The following is an 18,140-nucleotide window of genomic DNA, read 5'->3' as shown; positions in this document are numbered from 1 at the left end:
TTATCCGTTTTGTTGACCGGACCGGATCGCCTGAAGGGTACGGGAAGGTTGGTCATGGTGTACCAGCACAACGGTGATATTATCGCGTCCACCCCTTTCATTGGCTGCCGCCACCAGCTGCGCTACTTTTTCGGCCAGCGATCCGTCCCCCGCCAAAATGGCCGTAATTTCCCCTTTGGGCACGAAGTCGGTTAGCCCGTCACTGCATAGCAGGAGCAAGTCACCCGGCAGAAAAGGCGACTGACCGGTCTCGATGTAATCATCGGGGGTATCAATCTGCGGGTAAAAACCCAGCGCCTTATCGATTTCATTGCGTTTGGGGTGCCGCATGGCTTCCGCTTCTGATAATCGACCGGTGTCTTCGAGGAAACCAACGAACGAATGGTCCTTCGCTATTTTTATCAGCGATTCATCCCGCAGCAGATACAGTCGGGTATCCCCAATATGGGCGTAGAAAAACAGGTTGTTACTGATGTCGACCAGAGCCAGCGTCAGCACACAGGCCATCCGACTGTAGCCACTATTCTGCTGTTTAACCGCAAAAATATTGTTATTAGCCATGATTAGCGTCTCCTTTAGTACAGACGCCATATTCAGGGAGACCATATCCAGGGTAACCCTATCTCCCGAAGTAAAGTAACTGAGAATAGCTTCACGGGCGACCGCTGCCGCCACTTCCCCATAGGCATAGCCGCCCACGCCGTCGATGACGCAGGCCAGAACCAAGCCGTTATTCTGGATTCGTTCGGCAATGAAGGTATCCTCATTATTTTCCCGCACCCGTCCGGTGTCCGTCAGGCCCATGAAGTTTTCAGTCATTCCGGTTATGGGTCTTTTTAATATCGACAAAATTGGCTACCAGCAGCAGCAAGCCAACCCCCAGTAAGGCTACCGATAAAATGGTCGACATGGTTTGTTCAGGGTTTAAACAGATTGATACCTACGATGCCATTCAGCAGCATCTTCGAGTTAAAAGGCAGTTCCACCCATGACGTAGTGTTGATGTCGCTTCGAACCACTTCTTTTTCGTTCAGGAGCGTTTTCTCCCCATACGAAGCAAGATAAAACTGGTTGGCAGGCGGGCTATAGCGAATGTGCAGATGCGGGGTATCAACCCAGTCCGATGGTACCCGAAATGTGGCCAGGGTCTCCTTCGTTTCTGCCGCACCGGTAACAATAACCTCCTCATCGACAATGATGTACTCGAGTTTACGACCGCTGAATGCTTTGTCGGGCAAAATGGTTTCCAGGCGGGCTAACTTAGGCCGGGAGTCTACGACGGGCTTCTTTTGGTCATACGGCAAATCATCACCATACGGAATTTCGTAATAACCTTCGCTGTAAAATGTAAACCCTTTGAGAATATCCTGATTGACGTCGAATGTTTCTGCAATCCCGGTCTGGCGTGGAATAAACGTCACCCGGACGTTATCGTCCCGCTGGTCGCTACCAGGCAGAAGTTTACCGATAAATCCCAGGTCACCCCGGTCATAATCAGGGTGGGATACAAACCGGAACACCCATTTTGCGGCCGACGGTTCGACCGTTTTTCCCGCCAGCCGCCAGTCGCTCAGCAGCCCGTAAAACACCCGAACCGATTCCTGCGCAATAAGCCCGAACAGGCCCTGTTTGTTGGCCATGAACTCGCCGTAATCGTCCGCGTTAAGACATATGATGTATTCGTGATAAAAAACGATTCGGTTAGCGAAAGACAACTGTTCAATTGACTCGCTGAATTTGTCGACAATATACTGATACACCATATCCGGCGTAGGCATCATCTGCTCATCGGCCACGGCTGAATCTTTAAGAAACCAGGAGTGTAAGCCCAGACGTTGCCAAAAGGGTACTTTTGATTTCATGGCGGGGTTTCTACAGAATCGTGCTTTCTGTAAGAACCAATCAAGATACCGGATGTTTTAAATCAGCCATACGCGGTGTTTTAAGCTGTATCCGTGCCCATCACCAGGAACGTGTCGGGAAGTGGGTAATACTAAGCGCTGTGCCTGCTTTGTACGGACAAAAGGCCCGTTCATAACCAGGCTTATTGGTAGGCCAAAGTGATTAACTCAAGCAGCTTCTCAGTACCTGCGGATGAACACCTGAGCGGTATCATCTTCGCCATTTGTGGTGCCGTTGCCCGGTATAGAGTCGGGGTCTGCGATGTCGGCCTGGTTTATTTGAGCGGCATTCACTACGACTTTTGTGCCAACGGCCCGTGCTCTGAAAACAACCGCACGGCTCTCGCCGGGGTTTAGGTTCGCTAGCCTAATGGACAATTGATTCCCGTTGACCTGCCAGCCGGGTGCGTCTACCAGCTCCAGGTCGGAGGGCAAGCTGTCAACAACGGTAATTGCCTTTGCCTGAGCACCACCGGCGTTGCTCACCGTCAGTGTAAAGCTAATAACCTCGTTCAGCCGGGCAACCAGACGGCTGCTCACCATGGCCAGACTCAAATCGGCCTGATCGGTGCTACCAACCGAAGCGGGTGGATTATGGCCGATGACCGAAGGGATAGGCCGCTGATTTGGGTTGGGCGAGACAAAAACAGCCGTATCACTGGCGGGTTGTGTTCGCAGTTCGACTACCGCCATGTCATCTTCCCCATCTGCCGTACCGCTGCCCGGTGTAGAATCGGGGTCGGGTTGGGATGACCGGATTACCTGTGCCGCGTTCACATACCGACCGGGTTGTTGCACCGTTGCTACGTACTGTAAGCTAACAGTCTGCCCCGCCGTTAAGGAGGTGAACGTGATGGATACCACACCCGTTGCGTAACTAACCGTCGGACCACCGGAAACGAAGATCATGTTTTTAGGGAGTCGGTTCTCTACAACGGCCTGCGTAACCGCAGTTGAGCCCGTGTTTCTCAGCGTTAGCGTTACCTCAAATGGACTACCCACAACGGGTACTCTGGTCGACGTAGTCATAGCCAGTTGTAAATCAGCGGACTCAGTGGCAGAGGCTATATCGGTCGTTTGTACCCTCAGGGCCGCACCGGGGGGTGACTCAGCCGTAGCAGTGGTAGCCCGCAGCCGGTAATAGACAACAGCAGCCGGGAGTTTAGTTGTGGTATCGGTGAAACTGGTAGACTGGCCGCTGGTACGGCCAATCATAACGAACGGGCCATTCGGGCTGTCAGCCCGTTCAATCTCGTAGGTATCAGGGGGCATTGGTGCAGCATTCCAGGAAAGAGATACGCTGTTTCCGGGCAGCAGGTCGGCACTTTTCAGAGCAACAACGGGCAGGACGTTACCAATCGGGACATCGGCAAAGGAAAAAGCGCGCATCCCCCGGCTATTCGTCAGGTGAACCCCATTGTAAAATGTTACGTGCGAGTCCGCAAAAAACGGCGGCAGGTAGGTTATGGCCGTAGCCGAAACGGGAAACGTCAGGGCCAGGGTAACTCTCTTTTGGTTAGCCGAGCCGCTGCTTACCAGATTAGCCTGCCCGTCCAGATAGAAGAAGTCCTTCATCCGGCGCTGGTAGGCTTCGCCCGTGTTTATATCATTCAGGGTTGAATCAGCGGGCCAGACCATCTGCATCCGGTCGTCAAAAACCAGCGTAACGGTGTCCTTCCGACTGTTGTAATACGCCTTTTGAATATCCGGGGAATTAATCTGTACCGTATCCGGGGACTGATAGAGATCCCGGGCAATCTGGCGGAACAACTCGTTGGCCGTTTGGAGGTAACCCTGCTGTGCGTAGTGGATTCCTTCAAACCCGGATGTGCCAACGGTGGCAATGGTTTCCAGATTAGGGTATATTTTTTTTGTCCGTCGCTGAAAATCGCGGATGCGGCCCGCGCTGGGGTTACGGTCGGGCAGGAAATTGAGCTGACTGAGGTAAATGCGGGGCTTGGATGGATAGTCCTGCTGCCAGTTTTTATATAGCTTATCGAATTCGCGGCTGTAATAGTCGGCAGTCTTGAAGGCACCACCGGCATCCGTTTCACCCTGTTTCCAGATAATAGCCCGTAGAGAGGAAAGTGCCTGTGTCTGTTGCTGACGATATAACAGTTGCCCGTAAGCTGTAGTGAGGTCAGCTGGATTTTGCGCATTTCGGTAATGCAGAAAGTCGATTCCTTCCCCCCCAACCGCTCCGTTCACAATGCAGGTAGGGATGCCGAAGTGCTCCAGAATCAACTCCTGCAAACGCCAGCCAATCATACCCGACCCGCCGTAAGGTTGTTTGGCCGGGTACCAGACTACCTTCCCCTCAGAAGGATCTGATGTGACCGAAGTAGCGAAATTCCGTAGATAGGTGTCATCGAATGCGTAGTTTGGCGATAAGGCAGCGGCATTCGACTGGCCATAGAGTTGAATAAAATCCCCGCAAACAAGGCGGGTACGTTCTGCAATCAACGTGAAATCACGCCCCATGTGGGCGTAGACACGAATGGCATACTGGGCTTTTTCGGCCCTGATCCGGACACTGCTGCTGAACGAACTGGGTCGGCTAACCGCCAGCGTTATGCCGGACCGGGACCGTAGCTTACCCTCGCGCCAAAGTTCTACCGACAACGAGTCAGGCCCCGGCGCTATGGCTGTTCCACTAACAATAACGGTGGCCTGGTTGGTACTGTCACGCGCAAAAAGCTGATAATTGGCCGGTAGCTGATCAAACGTTACAACCGATTGACAATGGGCTATTGACGCAAAAACGAAAAAACTCACCAGGAAGAGTAAAATTTTTACCCTCATAGAGCAATTAGCTAAGGTAGTTGTCTCTACAACACCTGTAACTAGATACGTACGTTCCCGGCGAATGGTTTTGCCGGAACAGGCAGAAAAGGCGTTATATGGACAAGACCGCGTCCCACAACAAATACCCGTTCAGACCAATAATCAGTATCGTTACCACCCACGAGAGCACCTTCATCCAAACCGGGTTGACAAATTTCCCCATCTTCAGTTTGTCGCCGGTGAACTGAACCAGCGGCACAACGGCAAAACTGAGCTGCAACGATAGAATAACCTGACTCAATACCAGCAGTTCGGAGGTCCCTTTTTCGCCATACAGAATAGCCACAATCAGCGCAGGAACGATGGCCACTAGGCGGGTAATGAGCCGACGCAGCCAGGGCTTGAGCCGTAGCTTCAGGAAACCTTCCATCACAATCTGCCCCGCCATAGTACCGGTCAGGGTGGAGTTCTGGCCCGAAGCCAGCAGAGCTACGGCAAACATGATCCCGGCAAATTTGACGCCCAGAACCGGGTCGAGCAGCCGGTGCGCATCGGTGATATCCGCAATCTGCTGATTACCCGAGAAGTGAAACGCAGCCGCCGACAGTATCAGGATGGCGGCATTGATGAAGAAAGCCAGAAATAACGAAACAGTAGAATCTATAGTAGCAAACTTGATGGCCGACCGCCGACCGGCATCATCGCGGCTGTAGGCGCGGGTTTGCACGATACTGGAGTGCAGGTACAAATTGTGCGGCATAACGGTAGCGCCCAGGATACCAATAGCCAGATAGAGCATACCCGGATCGGTTACAACCTCGGTACGGGGTATCAAACCAACCAGAATACCCGCCATGTCGGGCCGGGACACCAGCATTTCGTAGCCAAAGCAACCCACAATCAAAAAGATGAGACTGGCTACGACCCGTTCCAGCACGTGAACACCCCTACCCTGCAAAAACAGCAGAAGCAATACGTCCAGTGCCGTAATAAGTATTCCTACCGTGAGGGGTAAACCAAACAGCAGGTTGAGGGCAATGGCCGACCCGATAACCTCGGCCAGATCGCAGGCGGCAATGGCAATTTCGGCCAGTATCCACAGAACGAACGACACCGGTCGGCTGAAATGGTCGCGGCAGGCCTGCGCCAGGTCACGCCCGGAGGCAATACCCAGTTTGAGCGCCAGATGCTGGAGCAACATGGCAAACAGATTGGAAATCAGCACGACCGACAGTAGGCGGTACCCGTAACGAGCCCCACCCGCAATGCCCGTAGCCCAGTTGCCCGGGTCCATGTACCCAACGGCAACCATCAGGCCGGGACCGATGTAAGCCCGTAACGTCTCGAAAAATCCCTTCCCGACGGGCACCCGAACGGACGCATGTCCCTGAGTCGCTTCGTCTTCGTTTATTGTCTCTTGCCAGTTCTTTACCGGCGTATTGGGTACCTCCATCTCAATCAGGTATGTAAAATCGTTGCTGTATCCGGCTCTGGATACGGCCAACGGTTAAAGCAACTGTAACAAATATAAGGATAATTGAAATAAAAATTTAGGCCAGCCTAAATTTTTAGAAAGTTTAACATAAAAACTACCTTTGTGAGCAAACTGTTTTTCGTTCTTTTGCCGTTTTGATTCAATACCGACATTCATGCAGTCATTCACCGAAGAAAATTACCTGAAGACCATCTACAATCTGGCTAGTAAGCAGCAGGGAGAGGTGAGTACGAATGCACTCGCGGAGATGACAGCAACCAAGGCGGCTTCGGTAACCGACATGCTCAGGAAACTGGCCGACAAGGAGCTTATCCACTACAAAAAATACCAGGGCGTACGGCTCACCGAAGAAGGGGAGCGGCTGGCCCTTCAGATTATTCGCCGGCATCGGCTCTGGGAGGTTTTTCTGGTACAGAAGCTGGGGTTCGGCTGGGATGAAGTCCACGACATGGCGGAAGAACTGGAACACATCCGCTCCGAAGAACTGGTGGTTCGACTCGATACGTTTTTAGGTCACCCGCAGTTTGACCCCCACGGCGATCCCATTCCAACGCCAACGGGTCAGATGCCGGAAATGGGCTACCGTAAGCTATCGGATGCCGAAGCCGGAGAAGCCGTTTGCCTGAGAGCCGTTATGGAACACTCGACTGAATTTTTGCAGCACCTCAACCACTCCAGCCTAACACTGGGGTCCATCGTGACGGTTAGTGAAATCAATGCCTTCGACAAATCGGTGCTGGTACAAATAGGGAATGACCGTACCGTATTCGTCAGCTACGAAGTCGCCAAAAATTTATTGGTGAGTTAGTTGAGTCGTTAAGTAGTTGATCAGGTGGCTAGTAAATTACTCACCAACCAATCAACTGACTGACCGGTTAACTGACCATTTGACTAACCTACTTTATGAAACTCTTAGACTGGTACATACTCAAACGTTTCCTGCAAACGTACATCTTCGTGGTACTGGTTATTGTGCTGGTGGTGGTAATGATCGACTACACCGAAAAGGTGGATAATTTCCATAAGACCCACGCCCCCGGCAACGAAATCTTCTGGGACTACTACATGAACTTTGTGCCCTACTGGGCCAATTACATCAGCCCGCTGATGGTGTTCATCGCCACCGTTTTTCTGACCTCACGCCTGGCAGCCCGAACCGAGATTATTGCCATTTTGAGCAGTGGGGTGAGTTTTATCCGGTTGTTATTTCCCTACGTGCTGGGAGCAACCGTGCTGGCGGTGGCTACCTATTTCATGGTCAACTACATTATTCCCCAGGCCAATAAAGTCAGGATTGCGTTCGAGATAAAGTATATCAACGACTCCTACACCTATTCGGGTCGTAACGTGCATCTAAAAATTGCCCCCAATACCTACGCGTATCTGGAGAGTTACAACAACTCGGTTAACACAGGCTACAAGTTCACGCTGGAAAAAATTGATGGCAACCTCCTCCGGCAGAAACTCTCTGCCGACCGGATTGAGTGGGATGCAAAAAAGAAGAAGTGGGCTCTTATCGACTATAGAATCCGCGCTATCGATGGGTTAAAGGAAACCCTCACCCCCGGCGCGCGGATGGATACAACGCTGAACCTGAAACCGGATGATTTCAACTCCGATTTCAACCTGTACGAAACCCTTACCCGCCCCGAACTAAACAAACGCATAAACCTGCTGCAAAGCCGCGGAGCAGACGGGGTAGAAACGTATCTGCTGGAAAAATACAGTCGGGATACCCGGCCCTTTGCCATCATTATTCTGACCGTGATGGGCGTCATCATGTCGGCCCGCAAGAGCCGCCGGGGTGTCGGCTGGCAGGTAGCACTGGGGTTTATTCTGGCGTTTACGTACCTGCTGTTCTTCATGCTGGCCAAAGGCATTGCCGAGTCAGGCAACCTGAATCCCATTGTGGCAGTCTGGCTGCCAAACGCTATTTTTGCAGGAATTGGGGTATTGCTGTATAATACGATACCGAGATAATGATGAATTATAAATGATGGATGATGAATGACGAACAGTGAATAATGAAAGGCGGCTCACCAGTCCAGATTCATCATTCATCATTCATCATTCATCATTCGTCGTTCATCCTATGCAGAAAAATCCCTCCCTCTCCGACTACTTCCAACTCCATTTCATTGTACTGATCTGGGGGTTTACGGCTATTCTGGGTAAGTTGCTGGAGCCGCTCGATTCATCGGCGGTAGTGCTGTTCCGTACGCTGCTGGCCGTGCTGGGCATGGGCGTTGTGCTGCTCGTCAGGCGGCAGTCGGTCCGGGTAGCCCCCGGCGACCGCTGGCGGCTGCTGGCTACGGGTGGCGTTATCGCGCTGCACTGGGTCGCTTTTTTTCTGGCCGCCCGCGTCGCCAACGTATCGGTTTGTCTGGCGGGGATGGCTACCAGTTCACTCTGGGCGAGCGTGCTGGAACCGCTGATCCTGCGTCGGCGGGTGCGCACTGTGGAAGTGATTCTGGGAGCGGTAGTGCTGGCGGGCCTGTACATGATTTTCCGTTTTGAGTTCGACAAAGGAGCCGGGCTGGCACTGGCGGTTTTCTCGGCCATGCTGTCGTCCCTGTTCACCATCATCAACAGCCGGTTCGCGCAACGGCTCGATGCCTACGTAATTTCGTTCTACGAGATGGCTGGCGCGTCGATGGGTGCTTTTCTGTTATGGCTGGGTATTCGTGCGGCCGACTCCGCTCAGGGTAGTCTGGTGGCTCAGTATGTGCCGGATAGTCTGGGGCAGTGGGGCTGGCTTCTGGTGCTGTCGATGGTGTGTACCGTGTATGCCTATACCGTTGGCGTAAAGCTATTGCGTAAGTTTTCGCCGTACATGGCAATCTTAACCGTAAATTTGGAACCTGTATACGGCATTCTGCTCGCCGTACTCATTTTTGGCAACTCCGAGCGGATGACGGCGGGGTTCTACGTGGGTACCGTCGTGATACTGGTGGCTGTGCTGGCGTACCCGATGCTGAACCATCGGCTAAATCGTCCCGTGACCATCGAGTCTGCCGAAGTCATAAAAGGAAACAGCTAACCGGGCCGGGTGCGACGTTGGCGTACGCAGGGCCAGTAGCTGACCACTCAACTATATGGGTGGCTGATAACCGTTCACACCGGGCCACCAGGCCGGGTGCTACACTATGAAAGAATCGTTTGCCGGGCGGGTTGCCAATGCTACCGCCGTTTTTTTGTTTCTGCTGGCCTGTATTCCGCTGCTTTGCCTGTCGCTTTACAACCACCCGTCGGCCGCCGACGACTACTGTTTTGCGGATACAGCCGTTCGTTACGGGTTCTGGTCGGCCCAGAACTATTATTACAACGGATGGACAGGCCGCTATTTCTCCAACATGCTCGTTCATGCCAACCCGCTCGTATGGGGCTGGTATGATGGCTTCAGACTAATTCCGGTGCTGACTGTTACGGCGCTGTTATCGGCGCTGTTTACGCTGGTCAGTGAACTGCTCCGGGGCGAGTCGTTAAAAAACCGCCTGTTAACAACCGGTGTCCTCTTCTTCCTGATTGTGCTGGCATTGCAAAGTGTCGTTGAAGCATTCTTCTGGACGGCGGCCATTGCTACTTATACCGTACCCACGGTTTTAACCATTTACCTGCTGGCGGTTATGCTACGCTGGTACCGGGAACCGGCGGGCCCCAACAAATGGCTGACGGTGGTATGGGCCGGATTTCTGGTTTTTGCCAGCATTGGTTCGGGAGAAACCAACCTCATTCTGCTGCTCCTGCTTCTACTGGCGATTGCGGGGTACCGCCTGTTGTTTCAGCGCACTTTCGATCCGTTCCTGGTATTTCTGGTTGTTGTGGCGCTGGCATCGTCCTGGCTGTTGTTCCGGGCACCGGGCAATGCTGTCCGTATGGGTGGTAACCCCCACAGTGGTGAACTGGTTAAGTCGATGGGTTCATCGTTTGGCTGGCTGGCCAAATCGGTGGGGGGATGGTTAATCAAGACACCCATTATACCCCTATCGCTCCTTTACTGGCCCATAGCCCGACGCATTACCCAACCCGGTGCGCCCAACGCCCCTCTGTTCACCCTGCCTGCTCCCCTGCTCACCGTCGTGTACGTTGGGTTATTGGCGGCTACTATCTTCCCCTCCTACTACGGAATTGGGTTGCCTCCCTTCGCCCGGACCATGAACGTCCTGTTCGTATTCTTCACGCTGGGCTGGTTTTTTGTGCTCACCGTCTGGGCGGGCCGCAACCGGTCTAGCAGCACAGAAACAGCATCCAGGGTATCGACCTTCTCAACAACGCAGGTGAAAACGCCCCTGCTGGTGGTTACCGCTCTTTGGCTGGCTGGCAGTATCGCGTTCAGTACGTCGCTTAATCAGCTCTACACCGACTTGCTGGGTGGCCGGGCTGCGGTTTACAACAAAGAAATGAACGAACGTCACCGGCTACTTCAGCAACCGGGGGACACCCTACGGCTGGCCCCCATCAGTGTTTACCCGCCGAGCCTGTTTGTTGAAGATATTAAGCTTGATCGTACCCACTGGTGGAACCGCTGCCAATCGGGCTATTACAACCACAAAGTCATCATTCTCGACTCTACTGTTACTACGGCGGCAACTGCTCCGGTACCTGTATCCTCGGTAGGATTTCCCGCTAAACGTTAATTCCGCATGTCGTTAGTCTGTATGATTATTCCGTGTTACAACGAAGCAAACCGACTTCCGGCCGATGCGTTTATCGCGTATCTGAACCGGGTTCCTTCGGTGCAGCTCTGTTTCGTGAATGACGGGAGCCAGGACGACACCCAGGCTGTGCTGGAGCGTTTGCAGCAGCAGTATCCCGGTCGGATTGAGGTGCTGAACCTGGCAACTAACCAGGGCAAAGCCGGGGCCGTGCGGGCCGGTATGCTGCACTGTTCCGATCAGGCGTTCGATTACCTCGGCTATCTGGACGCCGATCTGGCTACCCCCCTCGATGCCATTGGCGATTTGCAGACGGTGCTCAACCAGCAACCCATGCTCGATCTGGTTATGGGGTCACGCATTAAATTTCTGGGAGCCGACATCCGGCGGGATGCCTTCCGGCATTACGTGGGCCGCGTCATTGCCACCTTCATCAGCAATATCCTGAAGTTGCCCGTGTACGATACCCAGTGCGGGGCCAAACTCTTCCGGCGGGGCGTAGTAAGCGGGTTGTTCACCGAGCCGTTCATCAGCCCGTGGCTATTCGATGTCGAACTGCTGGCCCGGCTCATCCGGCAGCACGGGCGGGCTGCTGTTCCGGTTCATGCGGCCGAGGTACCGCTGCGGCAGTGGATCGAGCAAAGCGATTCGCGCATTAGCCCCACTTACATGTTCAAGATGTGGTATGAGTTGTACCGTATTCATCAAACCTACCGTAACGCTGGCTAATGAGGCTATTGTTTCGCCACTGATCCAGCACCGGCTGACCGGCATTGACGTAGATTGCCTTGCTTAGGGAGCCTAGTCCACTACTGTTAAAACATTTATGTTGAGTCCCACTGTTTCGTCTACCAACTCCACGCTGCTGAACGGGTTTCGTCGCCTGGCCCCCGTGTTGATAGCCATCCCAATTGTCTGCTACGTCGCTCTGGTGTTGACTTACGCGGTGAATGTGCCCTGGGTTGACGATATGGATGCGTTTCTTAGTTTCATTCTGGGCTACAGCGACGCAACGACACTGACTGAAAAGCTCGACTGGCTGCTCCGGCCCAATAACGAGCACCGGATTCTGACGGCCAAGCTCACGACGGTGCTCATGCGGGCATTAACGGGCGAGGTTAACTTCCGCTGGCTCATTTTCGTTGCTTTTGGCTTTCTACTTGGTACGTTTGCACTGTTCTACCGGGTTTTCCGCTCCATGAATCTGCCACTACTGGCCTTTTTGCCTGTCTGTTTTGTGTTCTGGCAGCCTCAATATTACCTCACCAGTTTGTGGGCGTTAACGGGGTTGCAGCATAGCGTGGTTATCTTTCTTATCCTGCTGGCTATTTACCTGTTATCCGGAACGGGGCAATACCGGTTCATGGGCGCACTGGCGGTGCAGATGCTGGCGTCACTCTCCATGAGTAACGGCCTGTTTGGCTGGGTGGCGGGTGCCGTGGTGCTGGTGCTGGCGCAGCACTGGAAACGCCTGGGCCTGTGGGTTGGTGTCGCCATTGCCACGATCATTTTTTACTTCCACGACTTTCAGAATGCCCAGGGGAACGACAGCAGCGTCGCTTTTTTCCTGCAATCGCCCCATATTGTCGTAGCCGCCTTCTTTACTTTCGTTGGGGCACTGCTCGATTTTATGCCCGTACATGACATCGTCAGGCGCAGCATTCTGCCTACCCTGTTTGGGCTGGTGCTCGTGCCTACCGTGCTCTGGTTCTTGTGGCGCATGAACTGGCCGCTCTGGTCGCGGCACCGGTCGTCTGATATGGCCCGGCAGCGCCGTCGGTATTTTTTTACGGGCAGCTATGCCTTTCTGTTCATCAATGCGTTCATTGTGGCTTTTCTACGACCCCGTTTCGGCTACGAGGTCATGCTGGTTAGTAATTACATGATCTATCCGGCCCTGCTCACGTCGCTGGTTTACCTGAATGGCCTCAGCGAACTGCATACCCAACAAACGCTGAACCGGTGGATGCGTGCCGGGCTGGCGTTGGGCGTTGTTGTCTGGGTCGTTTCGTATGGGTTACACTGGCCCCAGGTTGCCCAGCGCAGGCACACGCTCCTGACGTTTGCCTACAACCAGAAGCATAATGCTATTGGCCTCGGGCCCAACTGGGGGTCCGCCTTCGCCACCATGGTTCGCCGGGTGATGGGGGATGCCGTTAGCCGCAACTGGTATCACTACCCGGATGGGTACTTTACGCCGTACGAAGCAGCTCTGAGTCCGTCGGCACTGACGTCAGTTGCCACCGATTCCACCCTGGATTTGCACGTGGATGGCGGGGGGTATAGTTACATCGTAGAAACGGGCTTAGGCGCGTTGCCACAGCCCATTACCAATGCCGCCGTCATTGTCCAGTCGGCCCAGCGAACCTACCTGTTCCCGTCAGAGTCAGGTTTCCGGCCCAGCGCCTTCTACCTGAGACGGCCCGTCAAAACAATATGGGCGGAGGTAATCAATCCAGTTTTAGCCCCCGGAACATACAGGGTGGGTATACTGACACCGCCGGGTTCGGCGCAACCCGTTCGTTTCAGCAACCGGCAAATAACGATTCCGTAAGAAACCGGCCTCAAATGCTACCTGAAAGTCAAAAAAACGTACTTTTGTCCGTTGCCAACCGTCCGTTTAATACCGCTTTGTCAGAACCGCAGATTTCCATTGTTGCTCCCTTGTTCAACGAGACCGAGGCTTTTCCCCATCTGGTTGCCCGACTAAATGCCGTTATGGAGGCAATGCCCCTGCGGATTGAAGTGGTGCTGATCGACGATGGGAGCCGCGACAACACGGCTCTGCAAATGCAGCAACTAGCCCTCACTGACGGCCGGTATCAGTGCGTATTTCTATCCAGAAATTACGGCCATCAGATTGCCCTGACCGCCGGTATTGCAGCCGCCCGCGCCACCGAAGCCCTCTTTATTATTGATGGCGATTTGCAGGACCCTCCCGAGCTGTTGCCGGAATTTTATCAGAAATACCAGGAAGGATACGATGTGGTGTATGCTGTTCGTAAAAAACGGAAAGAAAGCTGGTTTAAGCGGATAGCTTATTCCACCTTCTACCGGTTCATGCGGTCAATTTCCTACGTGGATATTCCACTGGACAGTGGCGACTTTTCGCTCATTAGCCGCAGGGTAGCCGATATCATGAATCAAATGCCCGAAGAGAGCCGGTTTATCCGGGGTATGCGTAGCTGGATCGGGTTTCGGCAAATAGGGGTTGAGTACGAGCGCGATGCCCGCGTGGATGGCGAATCCAAGTATTCGTTCAAAATGCTTCAGCGGCTAGCCTACAACGGTATTTTTAATTTTAGCGAATACCCAATCAAAGTCATTACCCGGATGGGTATGGTTACCCTGGGCTTTGCTGTTTTGTACTTGATTCAGACGCTCATTAAGCGCTTTGTGTATCACGACGTGCCCCAGGGGTTTACGGCCCTTTTGTTTTTTATTATCCTGTTCAGTGGGATTCAACTCGTTGCCCTGGGGTTAATTGGGGAGTACGTTCTGCGGATATTTTTTCAGGCCAAAGGCCGTCCACTGTATGTTGTTCGGGAAGTAATTTGTCAGCAACAGCGGCAACCTCTACAGGGACTGAATAGCCCGAAATCATCTGAGAATGCTGTTTAACTCGCTTCAGTTTTTATTATTTTTTACCGTAGTCACCCTGGGTTACTTTAGCCTTAAATGGCGGGGACGCTGGGTGCTGCTGCTCCTGTCGAGTTGCTACTTCTACATGGTTCTCAAGCCAGAATACATCGTTATTCTGTTTCTGACCATCGTTATCGACTACATAGCGGGTATATGGATTGAAAAGTCGACCGGAAAAACGCGCCGGTGGCTGCTGATTCTGTCATTGATATCTAACATCGGCATTCTGGCCTTTTTCAAATACCTGGGCTTTTTCACCGAAAATATAACGTGGCTGTTCGATCATATCGGCATGCCCGCCGTTGCCGACCAGGTATTTAGCCTGGGAAACAGGGTATTCATCAAGGTATTGCACCTGTTCGGTGAAAGTGGCGTTTCGTCCTTCAAAGACAATATGAGCATACTGCCCGTTGGCCTTTCTTTTCACACGTTCCAGGCCATGAGTTACACCATCGAGGTATACCGGGGCAACCAAAAAGCCGAGCGTCATTTTGGCATCTATTCCCTCTACGTCATGTTCTACCCGCAGTTGGTGGCGGGGCCTATTGAACGGCCCCAGAACGTGCTTTGGCAGTTTCACTCCTACTTTAAATATGATAGGGAAAATGTAAAGGCCGGCCTGATGCAGATGGCGTTTGGCCTGTTCAAAAAGCTGGTTATTGCCGACCGCCTGTCTATGCTCGTGGACTATGCGTATGGCGACCCGTCGCAGCAGAACGGGATGACGTTGCTGGTAGCCACGTTTTTCTATACCTTCCAGATTTACTGCGATTTTTCGGGCTATTCCGACGTGGCTATTGGAGCAGCACGGGTGATGGGCTTCACGCTCATGGAAAATTTCCGAACGCCTTATATTGCCCAATCCGTATCGGAATTCTGGCGACGCTGGCACATTTCGCTCTCTACCTGGTTTCGGGATTATCTGTACATCCCGCTGGGTGGCAACCGCAAAGGCGAGTTTCGCCAGTACCTAAACATGCTCATCGTGTTTTTGGCCAGTGGTTTATGGCACGGCCCCAACTGGACGTATGTTATCTGGGGTGGCCTGAACGGCCTGTACCAGGTCCTGGCCGTTCTGCGCGATAAATTGCTGATACGGCTGGGCTTTTCGGTTGCGCCAGCATTACGACCCGTTTCGGCTACTCCCGATACCCGCCAATCGGGAGCCGAATTTCCGGACCGGGGCCCCGTTTCGGCCCAGCCCGGCACCCCTCCTCACCCGGCTAATTATGGCCCTGTTTCGGCGCCAGCCAGCCGTCGAAGTACCCGCCCGGTAGAAAATCATAAATCGCCCCTAGTCGTGGTAGGGAACACACTCTTTACGTTTGTGCTGATTATGCTGACCTGGGTGTTTTTCCGCGCGCATAGTCTGAGCGATGCGCTGTTGATTCTACAAAAAATTGGTACGTTATCGTTTGCGGATACCCTGGCCAGCCCCATGAATTTGGTAGAAATGGGCTTCAGCGTTTTTCTGATTGCCCTCCTGCTGCTGAAAGAATACTTCTACCTCACCATCCCGACAAAAAGCACGGTTCGCTTCGTGGTGTTGTTCGGGCTAATCACCTTCATGACCTATCTGTTCGGGGTTTTCTCCTCCAATCAGTTCATTTACTTTCAGTTCTGATATTGATTCCCAAAATCGAAATTATCCATATATTCCGGGCTAACGTGGAGATTCAAATCGTTCCGTTCAACACCACGCTATCCGGAGAAGAGGTATTAGCTGGGTTCGAGTTGAGCTTATGAGAATTATGGATTGTCTGCCTTGCCAACAATAGCCTGCCAGATCTCCAGTATACGCTGGGTGCGTTGACTGGCCGTGTTTCTTTCCAGATGGGCATAAACGTTTTCGTAAACGGCAGGACTATTGAGTAGCCCATTTATTGCTGTTTGTAAACACGTCCGAACAGACTCTGGGCTTTCACTAATTTCATTCAGCAATTTATTCCGGTTGTCAAACACGTAAATAATGTCTTCAAAATCAGAATTCATGCGTGGGTCTCTACCATGCCGAAACGAGCCATATGCTTCAAATTTGCTGGCTAAGAAGTAGGGTGCGGAAAAAATGCGGATAACCTGTTGATTGCCTATTTGATAGCGCATCGATTCGGCAACTCCCTTTTTGTACCAGCGATTACTAAAGCCCAAGACATCAGCGTTCGTAGGCATAATATCCACAATCAGGCCGTGAATTTTATATCGGCATATTACCGGCGACCCATGATCGTTCCTGAACCCCAACTGTTGCAGTCTTTCTTCAATTTTGCCACTCAATTCGGCATAGGTAGCTACTTCAATCACAATGTCGATGTCGTCGGTTGGCCGTGATTCTACGGCTGCTGCATTATCGGCATATAAACCAACCGTAGCTCCACCTACAAAAACCACTTTTTCGTTCAACTCGGCTAGTGCGGAAGCAACTACCCGCAACCGGACTAAATTAACGTGGTGATTATTCATGTACTGATAGCCGTTTGCGAAGTTCTTCGACAGCCATCGTTACTTCTCTCGCCTTCCCCACACGGATAGCATCCACCAAAGCCAGCATTTCATATAGACGTGAGTCATTATTTACTGCCTGTACAAGGGTAGGATAGAGTGGTTCAATGGCCTGGCCGCGCATAGTACCGTCGGCACTCGGCCATACATACGGTTCTGTCGACTGAATCAATTCAGCTAATGGTTTAGCCGAATGAGCCGTAGGAATACCCCTTACCAGGGCACCCGGTTGTTGCGGAAAAACATATTTCAAACCGTACTGCACGAACTCCAGTAAAGCACGGGCCATCACCTTTTTCTGGTTCGGATCGTATAAACCCGCAAACGCCGACCGGGCCAGTGATTCTGTTATTTCAGATGCACTGATTCCCAACTGAGTGGCAATATCTTTCTTCAATAAAGGAATTATTGCAAGAAGTGTCCCGTACGTGTTCTTCTGTCTGTGCGCTTCTATTTTCAGCAGAATGGGCAAATCCTGCGGGCGCATTCCATTATGCTTTTTCATAATTCGCAATTCGCGAATTGCGAATTTCACGTTAAATGTACAAAAAAACAGATTACTTTTTATGGACAAGAGCCCTATTTTTAGTTAAAATCTGGTAGGCATTCATTAACTTCTACTCCTCAAACGCCATGGCTACGCCATTCATGCAATACCGTAATCCGGTAGGGTCGGGTCCGTCGTTGAACACATGCCCCAGGTGGGCATCACACACCGCGCAGCGCACTTCCGTTCGCCCGCCGTCCGGCTCGTTATAAACGGCATTGGGCACGATGGACGCGTAGAAACTAGGCCAGCCCGTACCCGATTCAAACTTGGTTTCGGAAGAGAAAAGGGGATTCCGGCAACTTACGCAGGTGTACGTTCCCCGCCGATGTTCGTGGGTCAGGGCGCTGCTGTTGGGCCATTCGGTACCACTGCGCCGGGTGATATTGTATTGCGAACCCGTCAGGACAGCTTTCCACTCCGCATCCGTTTTCTCGACCCGCCGATTACCGGGCGACGTAGCACCTGCGGGGCGACGATGCGGTGGGCGTGGCTTCGCTACGTAGGTACCGTAGAACCATATCCCTCCGCCCAGGAGGGTAGCCAGTAGTATAAATATCAGCGTTGATTTCATGCGTATAAACTGCTTTTCTCTGTCAAAACAACGGAGAGCAGTC

General features: G+C 52.6%; 15 protein-coding genes. 8 read left to right on the top strand and 7 right to left on the bottom strand.

Annotation, left to right across the window (positions count from 1 at the left end; translation table 11 throughout):
- The 4 genes from B156_RS29885 to B156_RS0125505 form a co-directional block, all read right to left on the bottom strand.
- Nucleotides 1–819, bottom strand: coding sequence for a PP2C family protein-serine/threonine phosphatase (locus B156_RS29885; RefSeq protein WP_018622641.1), 819 nt, complete (start codon nt 817–819; stop codon nt 1–3).
- A gap of 98 nt (nt 820–917) precedes the next feature.
- On the bottom strand, nt 918–1,862 hold the full coding sequence (locus B156_RS0125515; RefSeq protein ID WP_018622639.1) for a hypothetical protein: 945 nt from the start codon (nt 1,860–1,862) through the stop codon (nt 918–920).
- 219 nt (nt 1,863–2,081) lie between these two features.
- Complete coding sequence (locus B156_RS0125510; RefSeq protein WP_018622638.1) at nt 2,082–4,703, bottom strand: sialate O-acetylesterase; 2,622 nt, start codon at nt 4,701–4,703, stop codon at nt 2,082–2,084.
- A 94-nt stretch (nt 4,704–4,797) separates the two neighbouring features.
- Entirely contained in the window at nt 4,798–6,138 is a 1,341-nt protein-coding gene (locus B156_RS0125505) for an Nramp family divalent metal transporter (RefSeq protein ID WP_040586357.1), read from the bottom strand.
- Nucleotides 6,139–6,334: 196 nt separating this feature from the next.
- Between B156_RS0125505 and B156_RS0125495 the strand changes: the two genes are divergently transcribed.
- From B156_RS0125495 to B156_RS0125460, 8 genes are all read left to right on the top strand, one after another.
- The gene (locus B156_RS0125495) at nt 6,335–6,988 is read left to right on the top strand and encodes a metal-dependent transcriptional regulator (protein WP_018622635.1); all 654 of its coding nucleotides are present in this window, start codon (nt 6,335–6,337) and stop codon (nt 6,986–6,988) included.
- A gap of 95 nt (nt 6,989–7,083) precedes the next feature.
- The gene (locus B156_RS0125490) at nt 7,084–8,160 is read left to right on the top strand and encodes an LptF/LptG family permease (protein ID WP_018622634.1); all 1,077 of its coding nucleotides are present in this window, start codon (nt 7,084–7,086) and stop codon (nt 8,158–8,160) included.
- Between the two features lie 112 nt (nt 8,161–8,272).
- A complete protein-coding gene (locus B156_RS0125485) occupies nt 8,273–9,220 on the top strand; it encodes a DMT family transporter (RefSeq protein WP_018622633.1) in 948 nt (315 codons plus the stop codon).
- A 106-nt stretch (nt 9,221–9,326) separates the two neighbouring features.
- A complete protein-coding gene (locus B156_RS0125480) occupies nt 9,327–10,817 on the top strand; it encodes a DUF6056 family protein (protein WP_018622632.1) in 1,491 nt (496 codons plus the stop codon).
- A gap of 6 nt (nt 10,818–10,823) precedes the next feature.
- Nucleotides 10,824–11,564: a dolichyl-phosphate beta-glucosyltransferase gene (locus tag B156_RS0125475; RefSeq protein ID WP_040586338.1), complete on the top strand. Its 741-nt coding sequence runs from the start codon at nt 10,824–10,826 to the stop codon at nt 11,562–11,564.
- 97 nt (nt 11,565–11,661) lie between these two features.
- The gene (locus B156_RS0125470; RefSeq protein ID WP_018622630.1) at nt 11,662–13,389 is read left to right on the top strand and encodes a hypothetical protein; all 1,728 of its coding nucleotides are present in this window, start codon (nt 11,662–11,664) and stop codon (nt 13,387–13,389) included.
- A gap of 14 nt (nt 13,390–13,403) precedes the next feature.
- Entirely contained in the window at nt 13,404–14,456 is a 1,053-nt protein-coding gene (locus B156_RS0125465; protein ID WP_018622629.1) for a glycosyltransferase family 2 protein, read from the top strand.
- Nucleotides 14,446–16,101, top strand: coding sequence for an MBOAT family O-acyltransferase (locus tag B156_RS0125460; RefSeq protein ID WP_018622628.1), 1,656 nt, complete (start codon nt 14,446–14,448; stop codon nt 16,099–16,101). Before B156_RS0125465 ends, B156_RS0125460 begins: the two co-directional genes overlap by 11 nt.
- A gap of 125 nt (nt 16,102–16,226) precedes the next feature.
- Here B156_RS0125460 and B156_RS0125455 read toward each other — a convergent pair whose 3' ends face one another.
- From B156_RS0125455 to msrB, 3 genes are all read right to left on the bottom strand, one after another.
- Nucleotides 16,227–16,937 (bottom strand): hypothetical protein, encoded by a 711-nt coding sequence (locus B156_RS0125455; RefSeq protein WP_018622627.1) that lies wholly within the window; start codon nt 16,935–16,937, stop codon nt 16,227–16,229.
- Nucleotides 16,930–17,481, bottom strand: a complete 552-nt coding sequence (locus tag B156_RS0125450) for a hypothetical protein (protein ID WP_026261059.1) — start codon at nt 17,479–17,481, stop codon at nt 16,930–16,932. The genes B156_RS0125455 and B156_RS0125450 overlap by 8 nt, the downstream gene beginning before the upstream one ends.
- A 112-nt stretch (nt 17,482–17,593) precedes the next feature.
- A complete protein-coding gene (gene msrB / locus B156_RS0125445; RefSeq protein WP_018622625.1) occupies nt 17,594–18,097 on the bottom strand; it encodes a peptide-methionine (R)-S-oxide reductase MsrB in 504 nt (167 codons plus the stop codon).
- Between the last annotated feature and the right edge of the window lie 43 nt (nt 18,098–18,140).

The organism is Spirosoma luteum DSM 19990, assembly GCF_000374065.1.
GTDB lineage: Bacteria > Bacteroidota > Bacteroidia > Cytophagales > Spirosomataceae > Spirosoma > Spirosoma luteum.
Note: the sequence above shows the minus strand (reverse complement) of the source record. Positions and strands in the feature narration are given on the sequence as shown.